The sequence below is a fragment of the Variovorax sp. GW821-FHT06D12 genome, assembly GCF_059419205.1.
In genome coordinates this window covers 154,139-172,528 of the sequence record NZ_JBWKRI010000008.1, presented here as the reverse complement: position 1 = coordinate 172,528, position 18,390 = coordinate 154,139, and the positions used below count along the sequence as shown (strand labels likewise).

Sequence of the window (18,390 nt, the reverse complement as noted above, 5' to 3'; positions counted from 1 at the left end):
TCATTCTTTTTCTCTCCCGCTTCAATTGAAGACCCACTCGGCACCGACCGTGGCCGCGGCCCCGGCGCGGCTCATGCCCACGCCGCCGGTCACGCTCCAGCCATTGTTCTCGGCCGTGCGGCGGAAGCTGATGCCCACCGCGCTCTCGCCCTTGAACGTGCCGTAACCCACGCGCATCACCGTCTTGCCCGGCACCGAGGTGCCCGGCATCTGCACGGCCATGGCGGCGGCCACGCCGGCATACGCGTTCTTGGCGGTGTTGCGCAGCTCGTTGCCCAGCGCGTTGGTGCGCGCGTCGGTGTAGGCCATGCCGGCGGCACCGGCCTGGTTCAGCTGCTGCACGTTGACCGCGTCGGTGGGCGCCACGCCCGGCGCCACGTTCTGCACCGTGACCGGGCCGGTGGAGGCCCCGTTGCCCATGGTCACGCTGTTGTAGTTGACGCTGCCGTCCACGTTCGTGTCGTAGCGCACCGCGCTTTGCTGCACGGCCTGCAGCTGGCGCACGTTCACCGCGTCGGTGGCCTGCGTGCCACCGGCCACGTTGGTGATCTGGCGTTCGTTGCCGGCCGAACCGACCGACACCGCGCCCTGCGCCGACTGCACCACGGTGTTCGAGAACATCTCGCGCTGCCCGTTCATGCCCGCGCGGTTGGCCACCGCGCCGTCGCCCAGCGCCACGCTGTTGGCCGTGCTGGCCGTGCTGTTGGCACCCAGCGCGATGCTGCCGGCCGCCTTGGCCTGCGCGTTGTTGCCGGTGGCGATGGAGTTGTTGCCGGTCGCAACGGCCTTCGGTCCGATCGCCACACTCTCCGCGCCCTTGGCGTCCGAGTCGGCCGCCTTCGAGTTCGCGTGGAAGTACTTGATACCGCCACCACCCGTGGTCATGTTGTTGATCGCCTGGTTGGTCGCGTTGAGCTGGCTGCCGTTCACCGCGTCGGTGCTGGTGGCGCTGATCTCGCCGGCCGCGACGTTGGTGATCTGCCGCTCGGCATCCTTCGAACCGACGCTGACCACGCCCACCGGCTTGGTGCCGGCGAACTGGTAGGTCGTGCCCTGGAGCGTGACCTCTTCGGTGGGCTTGGCCTCCGCCGTGGTCGCGTCGTTGCCCAGCGCGACGCTGTTCTTCGTGGTGACCACGGCGCCGGTGCCGATGGCCACGCCCTGGTCGGCCTTGACGGCCGCGCCCGAGCCCACCGCCGTGCTGTCGGTGCCCGTGGACGTGGGCGCCACGTAGGTCGTCGGCGACCCGGTGATCCACTTGCTGCCCGCCGCCGCAGCCTGGCTGGCCACCGCCTGCAGCTGCGCCACGTTGACGGCGTCGCTCGGTGCGGAGCCGGCCGCCACGCCGGTGATCTGGCGGAACACGCCGTTGGCGGCGTCGCCCACGCCCACCGCACCCATGGTGCTGGTGGTGGCGGCGATGGCGTCCGCTTGTGCCGCGGTCGCCTCCGGCGGCACATAGCCCTTCACGCCGGCCGCGCGGTCGGCCACCGCGCCTGCGCCCAGGGCCGCACCACCGGCCGCGGTGGCCGTGCTGCCTGCGCCCACGGCCACGCTGACGTCGCCGGCCGCGGCGCTCAGCGCGCCCATTGCGACGCTTGCCACGCCCGAGGCGTTCGAGGCCATGCCCGCGGCCACGCTGCCGTTGCCAGCAGCCCGCGCCCAGGCGCCAAAGGCCGCGCTGTCGATGCCGTCGGCGGTCGAGAAGTAGCCCACCGCCGTGCTGCGGTCGCCCATCGCCCAGGCGGCATTGCCGATCGACGTGGCGCTGACGCCCGCGGCCTGCGCCGCCGTGCCCATTGCCACCGCGTTGACGGCCGTCGCTTGCGCGTCCTTGCCCGCGGCGATCGCGTCGGCGCCCGTGGCACCGTCGTTGTTCTCGTTGCCGCCGCCGGTCGAGTTCACGCTGTAGTACTTGGTCTTGCTCTCGGCGACCGTGTCCTTGAGCTGGCTGACGTTCACCGCGTCGGTGCCGGCCACGCCGGGTGCCACGTTGGTGATCACCTTGCCGCCCGCGTCGACCCCCGCCGTGGTCACGCTCGGACCGCCGACGATGGTCAGGCCGGTGGCGCCGAGCGTGACGTTCGGGCCGACGGTCACGCCGGCGTTGTTCATCACCGTGTCGCCGGTGGTCACGCTGTCGAACTTCACGTCCTTGGCCGTGGCCACGGTCAGCGTGTTGCCGTTGCGCGTGACGACCATGTTGTCGCCGTTGGCGAAGTTGGCCGTGCCGCCGGGCGCGATGTTCTGCGGCGTCGCCTCGCCGTTCGCGCTCAGGTTCCAGCCCTTGCTGGCCGTGGCATCGACCAGCTTGAGCTGCTCTTCGGTGGCTGCACGGCCCACGGTTGCGAAGCTCGGGTCGGTCAGCGTCTTGTTGCTCAGGCCCTGGATGTCGTTGCTGACACCGCTGAGCTTGACGGTGCCGCTGGTGACGCCGCCGGCGGCGACTGCGGTGGTGGTCGTGCCATTGTTGACCGTCAGGCCAGTGGTGTTGAGCACGCTCTGTCCCACGGTCACGCTGTTGTTGACCTTCACGTCGTCGGCCAGCTTGAAGTCGAGGTTCGTTCCGGTGCGCGTGATCGCGATGTTGCTGTCCGAGTTGCTGAAGTCGACCTTGCCGCCCGGCGCGACGTTGCCGCCGGTGGCTTCACCGTTGGCCGCGACATTCCAGCCTGCGCTGGCGGTGTCGTTGACCTGCTTCAGTTGCTCTTCCGTCGCAGCACGGCCCACAGTCGCGAAGCTCGGGTCGGTCAGCGTCTTGTTGCTCAGGCCCTGGATGTCATTGCTGACGCCGCTGAGCTTGACGGTGCCGCTGGTGACGCCACCCGCCGCGACGGCCGTGGTGGTCGTGCCGTCGTTCACCGTCAGGCCCGTCGTATTGAGCACGCTCTGGCCCACGGTCACGCTGTTGTTGACCTTCACGTCGTCAGCGAGCTTGAAGTCGAGGTTCGTGCCGGTGCGCGCGATGGCGATGTTGCTGTCCGAGTTGCTGAAGTCGACCTTGCCACCCGGTGCGACGTTGCCGCCCGTGGCTTCGCCGTTGGCTGCGACATTCCAGCCTGCGCTGGCGGTGTCGTTGACGATCTTGAGCTGTTCCTCAGTGGCCCCACGGCCCACCGTCGCGAAGCTCGGGTCGGTCAGCGTCTTGTTGCTCAGACCCTGGATATCGTTGGTCACGCCACTCAGGTTGACCGTCCCGCTGGTCACGCCGCCTGCCGCGACCGCAGTGGTGGTCGTGCCGTTGTTGACCGTCAGACCCGTGGTGTTGAGAACGCTCTGGCCCACGGTCACGCTGTTGTTGACCTTCACATCGTCAGCCAGCTTGAAGTCGAGGTTCGTGCCCGTGCGGGTGATCGCGATGTTGCTGTCCGAGTTGCTGAAGTCGACCTTGGCGCCCGGCGCAACGTTGCCGCCGGTGGCTTCGCCGTTGGCCGCGACATTCCAGCCTGCGCTGGCGGTGTCGTTGACCTTCTTCAGCTGCTCTTCGGTAGCTGCACGCCCCACCGTCGCGAAGCTCGGATCGGTCAATGTCGTATTGCTCAGGCCCTTGATGTCGTTGGTGACACCGCTGAGGTTCACGCTGCCGCTGGTCACGCCGCCTGCGGCCACCGCAGTGGTCGTGGTGCCGTTGTTGACCGTCAGGCCCGTGGTGTTGAGCACGCTTTGGCCTACGGTCACGCTGTTGTTGACCTTGACGTCATCGGCCAGCTTGAAGTCGAGATTCGTGCCCGTGCGCGTGATCGCGATGTTGCTGTCCGAATTGCTGAAGTCCACCTTGCCGCCCGGGGCGACATTGCCGCCCGTAGCCTCGCCGTTGGCAGCCACGTTCCAACCCGCGCTGGCCGTGTCATTGACGATCTTGAGCTGCTCTTCCGTGGCCCCACGGCCCACCGTTGCGAAGCTCGGATCAGTCAGCGTCTTGTTGCTCAGGCCCTGGATGTCGTTGCTGACGCCGCTGAGCTTGACCGTTCCGCTGGTCACGCCGCCGGCGGCAACCGCCGTGGTCGTCGTGCCGTTGTTGACCGTCAGACCCGTGGTGTTGAGCACGCTCTGGCCCACCGTCACGCTGCTGTTGACCTTCACATCGTCGGCCAGCTTGAAGTCCAGGTTCGTACCACTTCGCGTGATCGCGATGTTGCTGTCCGAATTGCTGAAGTCGACCTTGCCGCCCGGCGCGACATTGCCGCCCGTGGCTTCGCCGTTGGCTGCGACATTCCAGCCCGCGCTGGCCGTGTCGTTGACGATCTTGAGCTGCTCTTCGGTCGCCGCACGGCCCACCGTCGCGAAGCTCGGATCGGTCAGCGTCTTGTTGCTCAGACCCTGGATGTCGTTGCTCACCCCGCTCAGATTGACGGTCCCACTGGTCACGCCACCGGCAGCCACCGCCGTGGTGGTCGTGCCATTGGTCACGTTCGTGCCCGTCGCCGACGTCGTCGTGACATTGGCCGCCCCATCGTTCACGGTCAGGCCCGTGGTGTTGAGCACGCTCTGCCCCACCGTCACGCTGTTGTTGACCTTCACGTCATTCGCCAGCTTGAAGTCCAGGTCCGTGCCCGTGCGCGTGATCGTGACGTTGCTGTCCGAGTTGCTGAAATCGACCTTGCTGCCCGGCGCAACGTTGCCGCCCGTAGCCTCCCCGTTGGCCGCCACATTCCAGCCCGCATTCGCAACCTCGCGGACCGCCTTGAGTTGGCTCACGTTCACCGCGTCGCTGTCCGCGGCGCCTGCTGCCACATTGGTGATCTGGCGGAACTGGCCGTTGCCGCCCACGCTCACCGCCGCCAGCGTGCTGGTGGTGTTGGCGATCGCGGTGCCGCTCTGTGCGGCCACCCCGGTGCTCGGGTCGTAGCCGACGACGCCGGCGGGCGTGGAGGCTACGGAGTTGGCGCCCAGCGCCACGCCATTGCTGACGGTCGACTGCGCGTTGCTGCCCAGCACCGCAACGTTGTCGACGGTTCCGGGCACGCCGTTCTGCGCCCGGTTGCCGATGGCGACGTTGTTGCTGCCGTTGCTACCGGCCAGCGCGAAAGCGCCGAGGCCGAAGTTGCCGTCGCCCACGACATTCACACCCGACAGCTTTCCGATGAAGGTGTTGTCGTTGCCGTTGCTGCTCGCGCCGGCCTGCGAACCGATGGCCGTCAGCCCGTCGCCGGTGGCCGACTGGCCCGCCTTGGTGCCGAGGTTCAGGTTGCCGCCGGCCACGCCCGATTGCCCTGCGCCGGCCAGGCGGCCCATCGACACGGTGTCGTCGGTCGTGGCGTTTGCCTGGTAGCCCATGGCGACGCTTCGCAGCCCGTTTGCATTGGCCTGGAAGCCAGCAGCGACCGTGTAGTCGTTCCCGGCAACCGCCGCTTCGCCCATCGCGAAGGAGCTGATGCCCTCGGCGCGCGCGGTGACCCCGATGGCCGTGGCGTTCTGTCCCCCGGTGAATGCGCCAAGACCGATCGCGGTCGAGTTCGCCGCCGTCGCATTCGCGTCCACACCCAGCGCCACGGCGCTGCTGTTGGAGGTCTTGCTGCCCGCGCCGATGGCCACGCTTTTCGCAAAGCCGCCGAGCACCGCGGCCTTGGTGCCGATGGCAACCGAGTCGTTGGCCGAAGTGCCCGTCACGCTTGCGCCGTCGCCGATGGCGACGGACGAGTTGGAATCGACGAACGCATTCGGACCGACGGCGATCGCGTTGATGGCCTGGGCTCCGTTGTTGTTGTAGTTCCCTTGCGGCACGGCGTTGTCGAAGACGCTGAAGTAGTGCGTCTGCGCCGCCTTGAGCTGGCTCACGTTCACGGCGTCGGTATCGACCGCGCCGGCCGCGACGTTGGTGATGCGCCGCTCGGCGCTCACGCCGCCCACGGAAACCTCACCCACGGCGGTCGAGCCGGCGACGGCCGCGCCCGTCGGCTTGTAAGCCGCGTTCGCGTTCAACGTCGCCAGGTCCGAGGCCGTGGTGCTGTTGGCACCCAGTGCCACCGCGTTCGCGTAGGTGGCACTGGCATCGGTGCCGATGCTGACGCCGCTGTCGCCCGTCGCCTTGGCACGGTTGCCGATGGCGACGGTGTTGCTGGCGCTGATGCTCTCGCCCGCGTTCAAGCCGATCGCGACGTTGGCGCTGCCCTGGACCCCGCCGCCGGAAAGACCACCCAGCGCCACGTTGAAGGCGCCGGTGGTGCCCTGCCCCGCGGAACTTCCGATGCCCACGTTGGAGAAACCGGTCGTGACCGCCCCGCCATTCACGCCGATGCCGATGTTGGAGTCCCCGGTGACGCGGGCGCCCGCGCTCAACCCGAGCGCGGTGTTGTTCCCGCCCGTCACCGACACGCCGGCGCTGTTGCCGACGGCCGTGTTGTCCGCTCCCGCAACCTGCCGGCCCGCGGCGTACCCGACGAAGGTGTTGTGCGAGTTGCCAGCCGCCGTGCTGCCCGAGCCGGCCAAGTTGCCGACCGCCACGGTGCCCACGCCCGCGGCCACGGCATCCACGCCTGCCGCGATCGCATTGATGCCGGTCGCGCCCTTGTTGTCGTAGTTGCCGCCCTGCGTGCCGTTGTCGTTCACGCTGTAGTAGTGCGTCTGCGCGGAGGTGAGCTGCGCCACGTTCACCGCATCGGTCTCGGCGGTGCCCGCTGCCACGCCGGTGATCTGCCGGGTGTCGGTGCCGTTGCCCACGCTGACCGCGCCCAGGGTGCTCTTCCAGGTCGGGGTGGAGGCCGTGCTGAACGTGCCGGTGCGCGGGTCGAAGCCCGGCTCGCCGGCGGCCCTGTCGGCCACCGATCCGCTACCCAGCGCCACGCCGTCGGCCACGTTGGCACGCGAGTTCGCGCCGAGTGCCATGGCGTTCTCGGCGTTGTCCACGCGTGCCGCCCAACCCAGGGCCACGGTGTTGTCGCCCTGGGCCTGCCCACCGATGGCGATGGCGCTGAAGCCTTCGGCCCTGGCCGTGCCGCTGGAGGCCCCACCAATCGCCACCGCCGCCGTGCCGTTGGCAATGCCGTTGATGGCGGTGGATTGAGTGCCGGTCGCCTGGCCATTGATCGCCACGGCCGTGGAACCGTCAGCGCGCGCGCTGCTGCCGATCGCGGTGGCGCTGTTCTGCAGTGCCGTCGCCGAGGGACCGACCGCCACGCTCTCTTCAGCCTGCGCACTGGCGTCGGTTCCCACGGCCACCGCGCGCCGCGCGCCGGTCGCGGTGCTGGCGTTCACGCCAGCGGCCAGCGAGTTCTGTCCGAGTGCGCCGTCGTTCTTGTAGTTCGCGCCTGGCGTCCCGTTGTCGTTCACGCTGTAGTAGTGCGTCTGCGCCGCCTTGAGCTGGCTCACGTTCACTGCGTCGGTGTCGTCCGATCCGGCGGCCACGTTGGTGATGCGCCGCTCCTTGCCCGCGCTGCCCACCGACACCTCGCCCACCGGCACGGCGCCGGCCACGGCCGTCGCGCCTGCCGGCACATAGGCGTTCTTGAGCGCCAGCGCGGCTGCGTCCTGCGTCGCCTTCGAATCCGCGCCCAGCGCGACACCGTTGGCCGCACTGGCCTGCGCCTGGCGGCCGATGGCAACGCCGTCGTTCTTGCTGGCCACGGCACTGTTGCCGATGCTCACCGTGTTGTCGGCGGCGATGCCACTCAACGTCGCGGGATCGACCACGCCCGCCAGGGTGCCGATGGCGACGTTGCTGTTGCCCTTGGTACCGGCGCCCGCCGCCGCGCCGATGCCGACGTTCGTGTCACCGACGACGGAGGAGCCCGACAGGTCGCCCATGGCGATGTTGTCGTTGCCGTTCACGGCCTGGCCCGCGCTGCCGCCGATCGCGGTGTTGTAGGTGCCCTTGGTCCCGATGCCGCTGTAGACACCCATCGCCAGGTTGTAGTCGCCCTGGACGCCCTGGCCCGCCGCGATGCCGAACGCCGCGTTCGAGCTGCCCGCCACGTCCTTGCCCGCAGCGGACCCCACGGCGGTGTTGCTGGACCCCACGACACCGCCACCCGCTTCGGTGCCGATGCCCACGTTGTTCTGGCCGGCCAGGCCGGCGCTGGCACCCACGCCGGCCTGGTAGCCAATGGACACGCTGCGCTCGCCGTTGGCTTGGGCGCCCACGCCCGCCGCCAGTGCGTTGATGCCGGTGGCGCCGTCGTTGGCGTAATTGCCGCCCTGCACGCCGTTGTCGTTCACGCTGTAGTAGTGCGTCTGTCCCGCCTTCAGCTGCGCGACGTTCACCGCATCGGTGGCTTGCGTGCCCGCCGCCACGTTCGTGATCTGCCGCGTCTGGCCATTGCCGCCCACGCTCACCGCACCCAGCGTGCTCTTCCACGTGGCCGAGGTGTCCGTCGAGGCCAGGCCCGTGGCCGGGTCGAAGCCCGCCACGCCCTTGTCCGTGCTCGCCACCGATTTGCTGCCCAGCGCCACGCCATCAGCCACCGTCACGCTGGTCGAATCGCCCAGTGCCGTGGCATTGGCCACGTTGACATTGACGTTGTTGCCCAGCACGAAGGTGTTGTTCGCCGCAGCGCCCAGCGTGTTGTTGTTGCCCACGCTGTAGCTGTTGGCGCCGTCGATCGTGCTCGGGTCGCCGATGGCGCCGCTGTTGTTGCCGTTGACGATGTTGCCGGTGCCGATGCTGATCGACTGCGTGCCGTTGGCCTGGGCACCCTTGCCCATGGCGATGGAGGCTTCGCCCTTCGCAAAGGCGCTGTCGCCCACCGCCACGCTGGACACACCGAACGCCTTGCTCGCCGTGCCGATGGCCACGGCGGCCTTGTCGCCGGCGACCGCCGACGAGCCCAGCGCCACGGCGTCGTCGCCGGTGGCGCGCGACAGGTGGCCGATGGCCGTCGTGCGGCTGGCGTCGATGCCGGCCACGCCGTTGCGCTGGAATGCCTGGGTGACCGAGGTCTGCAGCTCGGCGGCGGTGACCAGCACGTTGCCGCTGCTGGCCTCGATGACGTTGCCGCTGGCGTCCAGGGTGTAGGTGCCGTCGGCCAGGCCGGCCTCGGTCACGCCGCGCGTGGCCAGAAAGCCCATGTATTCGGTCTGCGCCGCCAGGCTCGCCGCCTGCACAGCGGCCTGGGAGATCGGGGCGTTCGGGTCCTGCGCGGCCAGCGCCAGGTTGGCGCTCGCCAGGGTGCCGAGCGCGATGTTGTTGCTGCCCTTGGCCTGAAAGCCCGCCATCGTGCCCTGGTTGATGTTCTGGTCGCCCGTCACGAACTGGCCGGCGCGCTGGCCCACCGCGACGTTGCGGTTGCCGCTCGACAGCCCGCCCGCGCCGTAGCCCATGCCGGCGTTCTCGTCGCCCTGCACCACAAGGCCCGCCTGGTTGCCAACGTAGGAATTGCGGGCGCCATTGCCGCTCGCACCCGAGCCGCTGCCGACAAAGGTGTTGAGCGAGTTGCTGAAATCGTTGGGGTCGGCCTTGGCGGGGCGGCCCGTGCCCGCGAACGTGCCGATCGCGACGGTGTCGTAGCCGGCTTCGGCGCGCGAACCCAGCGCGGTGCCGCGTCCCTCGGCCTTGGCCGAGCCGCCCAAGGCGACGGAGTTGCCTTCGGTGGCGGAGGCATAGGTGCCGACCGCCACGGAACTCCAGTTCTCGGTCGGTCCGGTCAGGCGGTCGCCGCCGCTTGCAATGGCGGCGCGGCCGATGGCGATGTCGCCGAGCTTGTGCGCCTCGGCGCCGTTGCCCATGGCCACGGTGTCGTTCGCGAGCGCCTTGGCATCCGGCCCGATCGCCACGCTGTTGGCGCCGATGGCGCCCGAGTTGGCCTGGGTCGAATTGCCGACAGCCGTCGAATTCACATGCAGGTACGGCGTCTCGTCGACATTCACCCAACGACCGTTCTTCCAGGTCATCAGCCCGACGCCGAGGCCGTTGGCCGAGGTGCCTGCCGTGGTGTTGAAGACGACCATGCCTTCCACCGGCGTGGGCGCGGCGAGGCCCCAGGTCGTGGCGTCGGTCAAGGCGGCACGCGGCATCAGCACGCCCTTGTTCGGCACACCCGCGCCCGGCTCCGGTCCGATGGTCAGCCAGGAACTGGGGTCCGGGGACGGCGTGCCGACCCCGACCTGCGCAAGCGCCGGCCCGCCCAACAGGAGCATGCCCAGGCCCAGCGCGGCCAGCTGGCGTTGCGCGCTGCGGCTCTTCTTGCCTCGGGCCGAGGCGATTTCCGACGCGGCAACCCAAGCGCCCAGCGCCTCATTCCAGATGGATCGATAAGACTTGTTCATTTCCCCTGTTCCTCGGATGCAAGCCGGCTGTACCCCGCAGGATCGCGACATGGCGAGCGGAGATGACCGGAGATGTGGAGTGATCGGAGCGCCGGGTGGCGCTACAGGGGGCGGATGATGTCGACGGCCTTCGAGGGTCGAAGGGCCGGCGTGAGGTTTGGTCAGATTTGCAGCCAGCTTTAGGCTGCATTTGTGAATTTCTTTACTACTTCATAACCATCGCCAACAATGTTGCTAACGTTCACGCTACGGAATTCGTCAGATTTCGGGTGTGGATTCACTGTCAAAATTGCCGCCGCCACCCCTGGAGTCCATGCGCATCGCCATCCTTGAAGACGACCCGAACCAGCTCTCGCATCTCGTGCGGACACTCGAACAGCTGTTAACAATTGGCGAGACGAATGTGACCTGCATCACGTTTTCGAACGGGTCGACCTTGCAACAGGCACTGCGGCGCGAAAGCTTCGATCTGCTGGTGCTCGACTGGAACGTGCCCGGCCTCGCCGGCGTCGAACTGCTGCAGTGGCTGCGCAAGTGGCAGACCGACAAGGTGCCGGTGCTCATGCTGAGTTCACGCGCTTCCGAGCACGACGTGGTGCAGGCGCTGAACCTCGGCGCCGACGACTACATCGTCAAACCTTTCCGACCGCTGGAGTTGCGTGCGCGCGTGCAGCGCCTGATGGCCCGGCGCGTGCCGCTCGCGCCGTCCGACGGCGAGCGCTTCGGCCGCTGGGAGTTCGAACGGGTGTCGCAAAGCGTCCTGATCCACCCGGCCCCGGGCGATGACGCCGCGCCGCAACGGCATGCCCTCACCGACCGCGAATTCAAGCTCGCGCTGACGCTGTTCCAGCACATGGGCGACACGGTATCGCGCGCGCATCTGCTCGAAAGCGCCGGCTACAGCAACGAAGAGCTGCCTTCGCGCACGCTGGACAGCCACATCTACCGGCTGCGCAGCAAGCTCGGCCTCGAAGCCGAAAGCGGACTGAGCCTGCGCACGGTGTACGGCCGCGGCTACCGGCTCGAGGCCACGCAACACGCACCGCAGGCGGATTCCTGATGGCGACGACGCACCAACCATCGTTCCGCCTGCACCGCCTCCTGGCCTGCGCCGCACTGCTCGTCGCCACAGCGGCGGGCGCGCAGTCGCCGCACGTGGTGAAGCCCGGCGAAACCTTGTGGGGCATCTCGGGCCAGCAGCTGGACACGCCGCTGCGCTGGCCCGAAGTGCAGCAGCGCAACCAGGTGGGCGAGCCGCGCCTGCTCCAACCGGGCACGGTGCTCTACTTTGCCGACGGCCGGCTCGTGCCCGAGGGCGCGGCGGTGGTCACCGCGGTCGAAGGCCGGGCCTCGCGCAAGCGCGCGGGTGTGCCTGAACAGGTCCTCACGCCCGGCCTGCCGATCCAGGCCGGCGACACGCTCATCACCGGCACCGATGCCTTCGTGACCCTCGGGGTGGCGGGCGGCAGCCGCGTCGTGCTGCCCTCGCGCAGCGCGCTGGAGGTGCTGGCCATCGATGCCAATACCGTGCGGCTGCGGCTCATCGAAGGTCGCGTCGAATCGCAGGTGCACAAGCAGCAGCCGAACCAGCAGTTCGAGATCCGCGCGCGGTCGATGGGCCTGGGCGTGCGCGGCACGCACTTTCGCGTGCGCGACGAAGACGGCGTGCTGACCGGCGAAGTGATTTCGGGCGAAGTGGTGGTGCAGCGCACCGCGCAGGCCGAACCGCCGCTCGTGCTGCGCGAAGGCCGCGGCGCGGTGCTGCTGGAGAGCGGCCCGTCGCAAGCGCAGGGCCTGCTGCCGGCGCCCCAGCTGGTGCCCGAGACGACAGCGCGCAACGACCGCACGTTCCGCTTCACGCCCGTTGCGGGCGCGCAAACCTACCGCCTGCAACTGGCGCGCGACGAGCGCTTCCTGCTGCCGGTGTATGAACAACGCGGCCCGGGACCTTCCTTCACGGTGCCGGCGGAACTGCCATCGGGCCTGTACCAGCTGCGCCTCACGGCCTTCGATGCCGCCCGGCTCGAAGGGCTGCCGGGCGACGGCACGGTCTACCTGCCCACGGTCGAAGGCGGCGCGGGCGGCCAGAGCACGTCGACCGCACTGCCCGACGGGCGCGTGGAGGTCCGCTGGCCGGGCATCGCGGGCCAGCGCTACACCTTCGAACTCTCGCGCAGCCCTGACTTCGCCGTGTTGCTGGTCAACGAGCCCGCGGTCTATGCCACCGGCATGACGGTCGGCCCCTTCGCGCTCGGCGGGCGCTACCACTGGCGCGCGCGCCAGGCCACCCCCGACGGTGCTGCGTCCGCAGCAACCGGTTTCGGCGGAAGCTTCGACATCCCGGCGCGCTGAAGCGGGGCCACGCGCATGCGCCTCGTCGTCGAACGCCTGCTGATGGCGCTGCTGCTGCCGCTGGCCATGCTCGGCCTGGCGCACCGCCCGGGCCTGCTGCAGATGGATGCGTACATCCACGACCGCCTGCTGATCCTGGCCTCGCACCGGGCGTCGGCCGACATCCTGATCATCGCCATCGACGAACACAGCCTGCGCGAACTCGGGCGCTGGCCCTGGAGCCGCGCGACCCACGCGCGCCTGCTCGAACGGCTCGCGCCGGCGGCACCGCGCGCGGTGCTGCTCGACCTCTTCCTGACCGAGCCGAGCGCCGACCCGCGCGAAGACGCGCACCTGGCGCGGGCCATGGGCCTGCTGCCCGTGTACCTGCCGCTACTGCACGCGAGCCCCCTGGCTTTCACGAGCCACGAATGGCCGGGCTTCCTGCCGCCGCTGCCGGACTTTGCCGCCCAGGCCCGCGGCGTCGGGCATGCCGGCCTCGCGCCCGACACCGACGGCGTGGCGCGCACGCTGTACCTGCTCGAGGGCTATCCGAACCAACTGCAGCCCTACGTGGGCGCGCTGATGGCGCAGCGCGTCCCGCCGGCCGTGGTCGACCCCGAAGCGACGCCGGTCGACTGGCTGCGCCAGAACCCCCTGCGCCTGCTGTTCGCCGGCCCGCGCGGCAGCTACCGCACCGTGCCCTACGTGAGCGTGCTGCGCGGCGAAGTGCCCGCCGAGCTGCTGCGCGACAAGCTGCTGCTCGTGGGCGCCACCGCGCCCGGCCTCGGCGACCAGACGCTCACGCCCAACGCCGGCATCCGCGGCGTGCTGCCCGGCGTGGAAGTGCATGCCAATGCCATCGACAACCTGATGCACGGCCGCAACGTGAGCGTATCGCCGCCGCTGTGGCACGCAGCCTGGACCGTGGTGCCGCTGTGGCTCGCGCTGTGGCTGCTGGTCCGGCGGGGCCGGCACGCGCTGCCGATCGCCGCCGGCCTCGCGAGCGCGTGCCTGCTGATCAGCGGCATCGCCATGCTGGCGTGGCACCACTGGCTGCCGCCTGTGGCGCCGATGCTCGGCCTGGCCATCCTCTACCTGCTGTGGAGCTGGCGCCGACTCGAATCGCAGTTCGTCTACCTGCGCAAGCGCGCGCAGGTGCTCGACGCCCTGCCCGGCGGCACCTTCGAAGTCATGCCGGCCCGCTCGCCGGCGCCCGCCGATCCGGCGGAGCATCCCAAGCAGGCGCTCGACCGCGCCATTGCACGCCTGCGGCGCATGCAGCAGCTCATGGACAAGGCCATGCAGGCGATGCCCGTGGCCATGCTGATCTGCGACGAAGAGGGGCGCATCGGGTCGGGCAACGCCGCGGCCTTCCGGCTCCTGGGCGCCGGTGTCATGCCATCGCACGAGAACGATGGCATGGCACCGCCCGCGCTGCGCGGCGTGCGCCTGCCCGAGCTGATCGCGCCGCTGGCCGTGCCGCCCGCCAGCGGTGTGCCGCCCCGCACGGACGCCGCCCACTGGACCGACCGGTTGCACGGCGAGTACGCCACCCCCGACGCGCGCGTGTTCCGCCTGGAGGCCGCGGCCTTCAGCGGCGACGCGCCCGAAGACCGGGGCTGGGTCGTGATGCTGCCCGAGCTCACGGCCGAGCGTGAAGCGCAGCGCCAGCGCGACGAGTGGCGCCAGTTCCTGTCGCACGACCTGCGCAGCCCGCAGGTCACGATCCTCAGCATCCTGTCGATGCACTCCACGGCCGATGCCGACATGCGTTCGGCCATCGGCCGCGAAGCCGAGCGCACCCTGGCGATGGCCGAGGGCTTCATGGATTTCGCGCTGGCCGAATCGGACGACTACCGCTTTGCGGACACGCACGTCGGCGCCGTGCTGCTCGATGCCAGGGACCAGGTGTGGCACTACGCGCAGTCCCATGGCGTGCGCGTCGAAGCCCGCATCGACGACGCCGCCGGCGACACGATCCTGCGCGCCGACGGGGCCTTACTGACCCGCGCCATCGTCAACCTGCTGAACAACGCCATCCGCCACAGCCCGTCCGGCCGCCGCGTGGAATTGGGCATGACCATCGAACCCGGCGCCAACGGCGCGGACGCGGCCAGCGTCCGGATCTCCGTCAGCGACCAGGGCTCGGGCATGACGCCCGGACAGCTCGACGCCCTGCTCCATGCACCGCGCGGCCGGCGCGCGCCCACCGTGCCGGAAGCCGCCCCCGGCGAGACCAAGGGCACGGGCACACGGCGCATGGGCCTGGGCTTTTCCGTCGTGCGCGCGGTGGTCCAGAAACACAACGGCACCCTGGGCGCGGACAGCACGCCCGGTGCCGGCACCACCGTCTGGCTGCGGCTGCCCCTGCCCGGTTCGCGCCTTAGCACATCGAAGTGACGGGTTTTCCAATCCCGATGGGGACAATGTTGTGGAAAACCGTGTGCGCAGCGCGCGAAACCCTTGCCTGGCGGGGCCTGCAACACGGTGCCTGCGAAACAGGCAGCGACGCTGAAAAACCTGGAGAAATATTTTTCTCGGCGTTTTCGCCACACTTCCGGCGCCGAATCGGGACGCGCCGCAGCCCCGGCGGGACCACCGCGGCGCTCAGTCCGAGGGCTCGCTCGCCGCGCCGTCGGCGAGCATGGCCGCGATGGTCGGCGCCTCCAGCCCGGCTTCGGCCAGGAGGCGGCGTGTGTCCGCGCCGCGACGCACCGGCGCGCGCAGCGAAGGCGTCAGCGGCTCGCTGGACGTGAAGCCGATGCCTGGCACCGGCACCCGTCGCGCGCCGTTCGGCAACGACAGCTCCACGTGCGGCCAGTCGCGCGCCATCTGTGCCGCCGCCTGTGCGGGGCGCACCACCGGCGTGGCGGGCACGCCGTGGCGGGTCAGCAGCGCATCCCATTCGGCCGTGGTCCTTCCACCCAGCGCCTGGCCCAGCAGCGCCTGCGCGCGCGGCACGTCGCGCAGCTCGGCGGCTTCGTGCAGCGACGAGAGCAGCGAGGCGTCCGTGCCGGTTTCGCGCAGCGCGTTCAGCAACCCCCTTGCCTGGTCGGCCGCATTGCAGACGATGGCCAGCTGGCCGTCGGCCACCTCGAAAGTGCCCGACAGCGGGCTGCCTGAAAACGCGGTCGATGCGCTGCGCGGCATCTCCATGCCGCTGACCAGCGGCCCCGCGTAGGTGGGCGCCATCAGCGTGAGCGCCGCGCCCATCATCGACACCTGAAGCCATTCGCCGCGCGTGCGCGTCTCGCCGTTCGGCCGGTCGCGCCGGTAGAGCGCGCTCATCACCGCCAGCGCCGCCTGCTGGCCCACGGCGTAGTCGACGAGCGGGAAACCCACCCGCTGCGGCTTGCCGTCGCGGTCGGCGTTGGCCGCCATGAGCCCGCTCGCGGCCTGGATCACGTGGTCGTAGGCGCGCCGGTCCGATGCGGGGCCGAAGCCGGTGATCGAGCAGACGACCAGCTGCGGATGGCGCGCGATCAGTTGCTGCGGATCGAAGCCGAGCGCCGCCAGCTTGCCGGGGCGGAAGTTCTCCAGCAGCACGTCCGCGCTGCCGATCAGTTCGCTCAGCGCCTCTTTGGCCCGCGGGTCGCGCGCATCGATGGCCAGCGAGCGCTTGCCCGCGCCCTGCGTCACGAAGGTCTCGCCCAGTCCGAGGGCGGTCAGTTCGGCGTCCAGGCCCTTGGCGCGGATCATGTCGTCGCCGTCGGCGCGCTCGATGCGGATCACCTCGGCGCCGAGCAGGCCGAGCTGGTAGCCGGCGAAGGGGCCGGCCAGCACATGGGTCCAGTCGATGACGCGCAAGCCGGCCAGGGGTGTGGGGGTCGATGTCATCGCGTCACTCCGGCTTGACGCCACTGTTCTTCACATAGCGCGCCCAGCGGGCGATTTCTTCCCTGGCGAAGCGGCGGCTCTCTTCCAGATTGAACGCCAGCGGCTGCGTTCCGCTGCTGGCGCGCAGTTGCACCGACTCGGGCGATGCCGACGACTTGCGGATGGCCGCATGCAGCGTCTCGACGATGGGCGCGGGCGTGCCCGCGGGCACGAACACGGCGGTCCATCCGGTGATCTCGAAATCGGCAATGCCTTGTTCGCGGAACGTGCCGACGTCCGGCGTGGCCGGATAGCGCCGCGCGGCGGCCACGGCCAGCGGCTTCAGCTTGTTCCCGTCGATGAAGACCTTGGCCACCGACGCGTCGGAAAACGCGAAGTCGATGTGCCCGCCGGCCAGGTCCGCCAGCGATTGCGGGTTCGACTTGTAGGGAACCGTGACGGCGTCGATGCCCGCCGACTTGCGAAAGGTCTCGCAGGCCACCTGCGTCACCGCGTTGCCGCTGCCGCACCTGAGCGCGTTCGGATGGGCCTTGCCGTAGGCCATCAGGTCGGCCAGGTTGCGCCACTTGGCGTTGGCCGCGACGTACAGCGAGATCGGGCTGGCGCCCAGGCCCGCCACCATCTCGAACGACCCGGGTTCATAGCCGAGCCTGGCCGGGAAGAACGAGAAATTGACGGCGTTGGTCGTGGCCGAGCCGATCAGCAATGTGTACCCGTCGGGCTTCGCGCGCGCGGCCGCCGCCGTTCCCAGCGCACCGTTGGCGCCCTGCCTGTTGTCGACGATGACGGGCGTCTTCAGGATGTCCGTCAGGTCCTTGGCCAGCACGCGCGCGCCGATGTCGGTGCCGCTGCCCGCGGCGAACGGAACCACCAGCGTGATGGGGCGCGAAGGATAGGCCGCTTGTGCGCAGGCCGAGGCAGTCCCCAGGGCCCAGAAGGCGCACAGGGCGCCCAGGAAGAAAGAACTGCGAAGCATGATGGGTGTGTCTCCTGGTGGTGTCCGGGCTGAACGATAGGTTGCCGCCCGGCGCGCAGCAACCTACATTCCGTGGCGACCTTTTCCACTTTGGAAAACCATGAACTTGAACGACCTCCATCTGGCCGTGGTGATCGCGCGCGAAGGCGGGCTGAGCCATGCCTCGGCCTGTCTCGGCATTTCACCGGGCACCCTGAGCAAGGCCGTGACGCGGCTCGAGCGCGCCACCAAGGTCAAGCTGTTCGAACGGCTGGCCCGGGGCATGCGCCCGACCGAGCTGGGCCAGGCCTTCCTGAAGCGGGCGCAGCGCATCGACCTGGACGCCGCCGACCTGCATGCGGAACTGCGCGACCTGCGGCAGGCGCGCACCGGCGTGCTGCGCTGCGGTGTCGGCGACGGCATTCCCGACCGCTGGGTGCTGCCGGTGGTGGCCGCGCTCATCGAGCGCGGGATCCGCGTGGACCTGTCGGGTGGCAACTCCGACTCGCTCACGCGGGCCGTCGCCATGGGCGAGCTGGAGTTCGCCCTGACCGGCCTGCACAAGAAGCCGACGGCCGCGCTGGCATGGGAAGGCCTGCGGGACGACCCGTTGCTGCCCATGGCGCCGATCGGCCATCCGCTGGCACGCACCAGACGCGAGGTGGGCTGGGACCAGCTCGCGCAGGCGCGGTGGATCGTCATGGCGCCCGGCACGTCGACGCACACCGAGTTCGAAGCGAACTTCCGCGCGCACCGGCTCGACCCGCCCGAGCCGGTGGGCACCTCGCGTTCGTCCCAGCGCGAGCTGGCGTTGGTGCGCTCGCTGGGCGCCTTGATGCCGGTGCCGCGTTCGGTGCTGAAAGAGCCGCCGGTCGCGGCGCAGTTCGTGCCGGTCAGCCCCGTCGGCGGATGGCGATCGACCCGCCGCGTGGGCATCGTGCGGCGTGCCGGCGGCTACCTCAGCCCCTCGGCATCGCAGGCGATGGAGGCGCTGGAAGCCATCTTGCGCAAGGAGCGCTGACGACTGGAGGCGCAAGGCATGGCGCGCCGCGTGCGTTAGGCTC

Annotated in this window: 7 protein-coding genes; 4 read left to right on the top strand and 3 right to left on the bottom strand. The window is 69.8% G+C overall.

All coding sequences use genetic code 11. From position 1 onward, the window contains the following. Nucleotides 1-21: 21 nt before the first annotated feature. Entirely contained in the window at nucleotides 22-10,200 is a 10,179-nt protein-coding gene (locus tag AC07SQ_RS23890; protein ID WP_495271543.1) for an ESPR-type extended signal peptide-containing protein, read from the bottom strand. Between the two features lie 313 nt (nucleotides 10,201-10,513). On the opposite strand from AC07SQ_RS23890, the gene AC07SQ_RS23885 reads away from it, so the two are divergent. From AC07SQ_RS23885 to AC07SQ_RS23875, 3 genes are read left to right on the top strand one after another with little or no spacing between them, the layout of a single operon-like run. Beyond that, nucleotides 10,514-11,260, top strand: coding sequence for a response regulator transcription factor (locus AC07SQ_RS23885; protein WP_062474555.1), 747 nt, complete (start codon nucleotides 10,514-10,516; stop codon nucleotides 11,258-11,260). Continuing rightward, nucleotides 11,260-12,552: a FecR family protein gene (locus AC07SQ_RS23880; RefSeq protein WP_495271544.1), complete on the top strand. Its 1,293-nt coding sequence runs from the start codon at nucleotides 11,260-11,262 to the stop codon at nucleotides 12,550-12,552. Before AC07SQ_RS23885 ends, AC07SQ_RS23880 begins: the two co-directional genes overlap by 1 nt. A 15-nt stretch (nucleotides 12,553-12,567) precedes the next feature. Continuing rightward, nucleotides 12,568-14,934: a CHASE2 domain-containing protein gene (locus AC07SQ_RS23875; RefSeq protein WP_495271545.1), complete on the top strand. Its 2,367-nt coding sequence runs from the start codon at nucleotides 12,568-12,570 to the stop codon at nucleotides 14,932-14,934. Between the two features lie 207 nt (nucleotides 14,935-15,141). On the opposite strand, the gene AC07SQ_RS23870 is transcribed toward AC07SQ_RS23875, so the two are convergent. Both AC07SQ_RS23870 and AC07SQ_RS23865 read right to left on the bottom strand, forming a co-directional pair. Continuing rightward, nucleotides 15,142-16,371: a CaiB/BaiF CoA transferase family protein gene (locus tag AC07SQ_RS23870; protein ID WP_495271546.1), complete on the bottom strand. Its 1,230-nt coding sequence runs from the start codon at nucleotides 16,369-16,371 to the stop codon at nucleotides 15,142-15,144. A 4-nt stretch (nucleotides 16,372-16,375) separates the two neighbouring features. Next, nucleotides 16,376-17,347, bottom strand: coding sequence for a Bug family tripartite tricarboxylate transporter substrate binding protein (locus AC07SQ_RS23865; RefSeq protein WP_495271547.1), 972 nt, complete (start codon nucleotides 17,345-17,347; stop codon nucleotides 16,376-16,378). Between the two features lie 100 nt (nucleotides 17,348-17,447). On the opposite strand from AC07SQ_RS23865, the gene AC07SQ_RS23860 reads away from it, so the two are divergent. Continuing rightward, the gene (locus tag AC07SQ_RS23860; RefSeq protein WP_495271548.1) at nucleotides 17,448-18,347 is read left to right on the top strand and encodes a LysR family transcriptional regulator; all 900 of its coding nucleotides are present in this window, start codon (nucleotides 17,448-17,450) and stop codon (nucleotides 18,345-18,347) included. Nucleotides 18,348-18,390 lie beyond the last annotated feature (43 nt).

Coding starts and splice junctions, on each gene's coding strand:
- AC07SQ_RS23860 (WP_495271548.1), top strand. CDS start 17,448: ATGAACTTGAACGACCTCCATCTGGCCGTGGTGATCGCGCGCGAAGGC.
- AC07SQ_RS23870 (WP_495271546.1), bottom strand. CDS start 16,371: ATGACATCGACCCCCACACCCCTGGCCGGCTTGCGCGTCATCGACTGG.
- AC07SQ_RS23880 (WP_495271544.1), top strand. CDS start 11,260: ATGGCGACGACGCACCAACCATCGTTCCGCCTGCACCGCCTCCTGGCC.
- AC07SQ_RS23890 (WP_495271543.1), bottom strand. CDS start 10,200: ATGAACAAGTCTTATCGATCCATCTGGAATGAGGCGCTGGGCGCTTGG.
- AC07SQ_RS23865 (WP_495271547.1), bottom strand. CDS start 17,347: ATGCTTCGCAGTTCTTTCTTCCTGGGCGCCCTGTGCGCCTTCTGGGCC.
- AC07SQ_RS23875 (WP_495271545.1), top strand. CDS start 12,568: ATGCGCCTCGTCGTCGAACGCCTGCTGATGGCGCTGCTGCTGCCGCTG.
- AC07SQ_RS23885 (WP_062474555.1), top strand. CDS start 10,514: ATGCGCATCGCCATCCTTGAAGACGACCCGAACCAGCTCTCGCATCTC.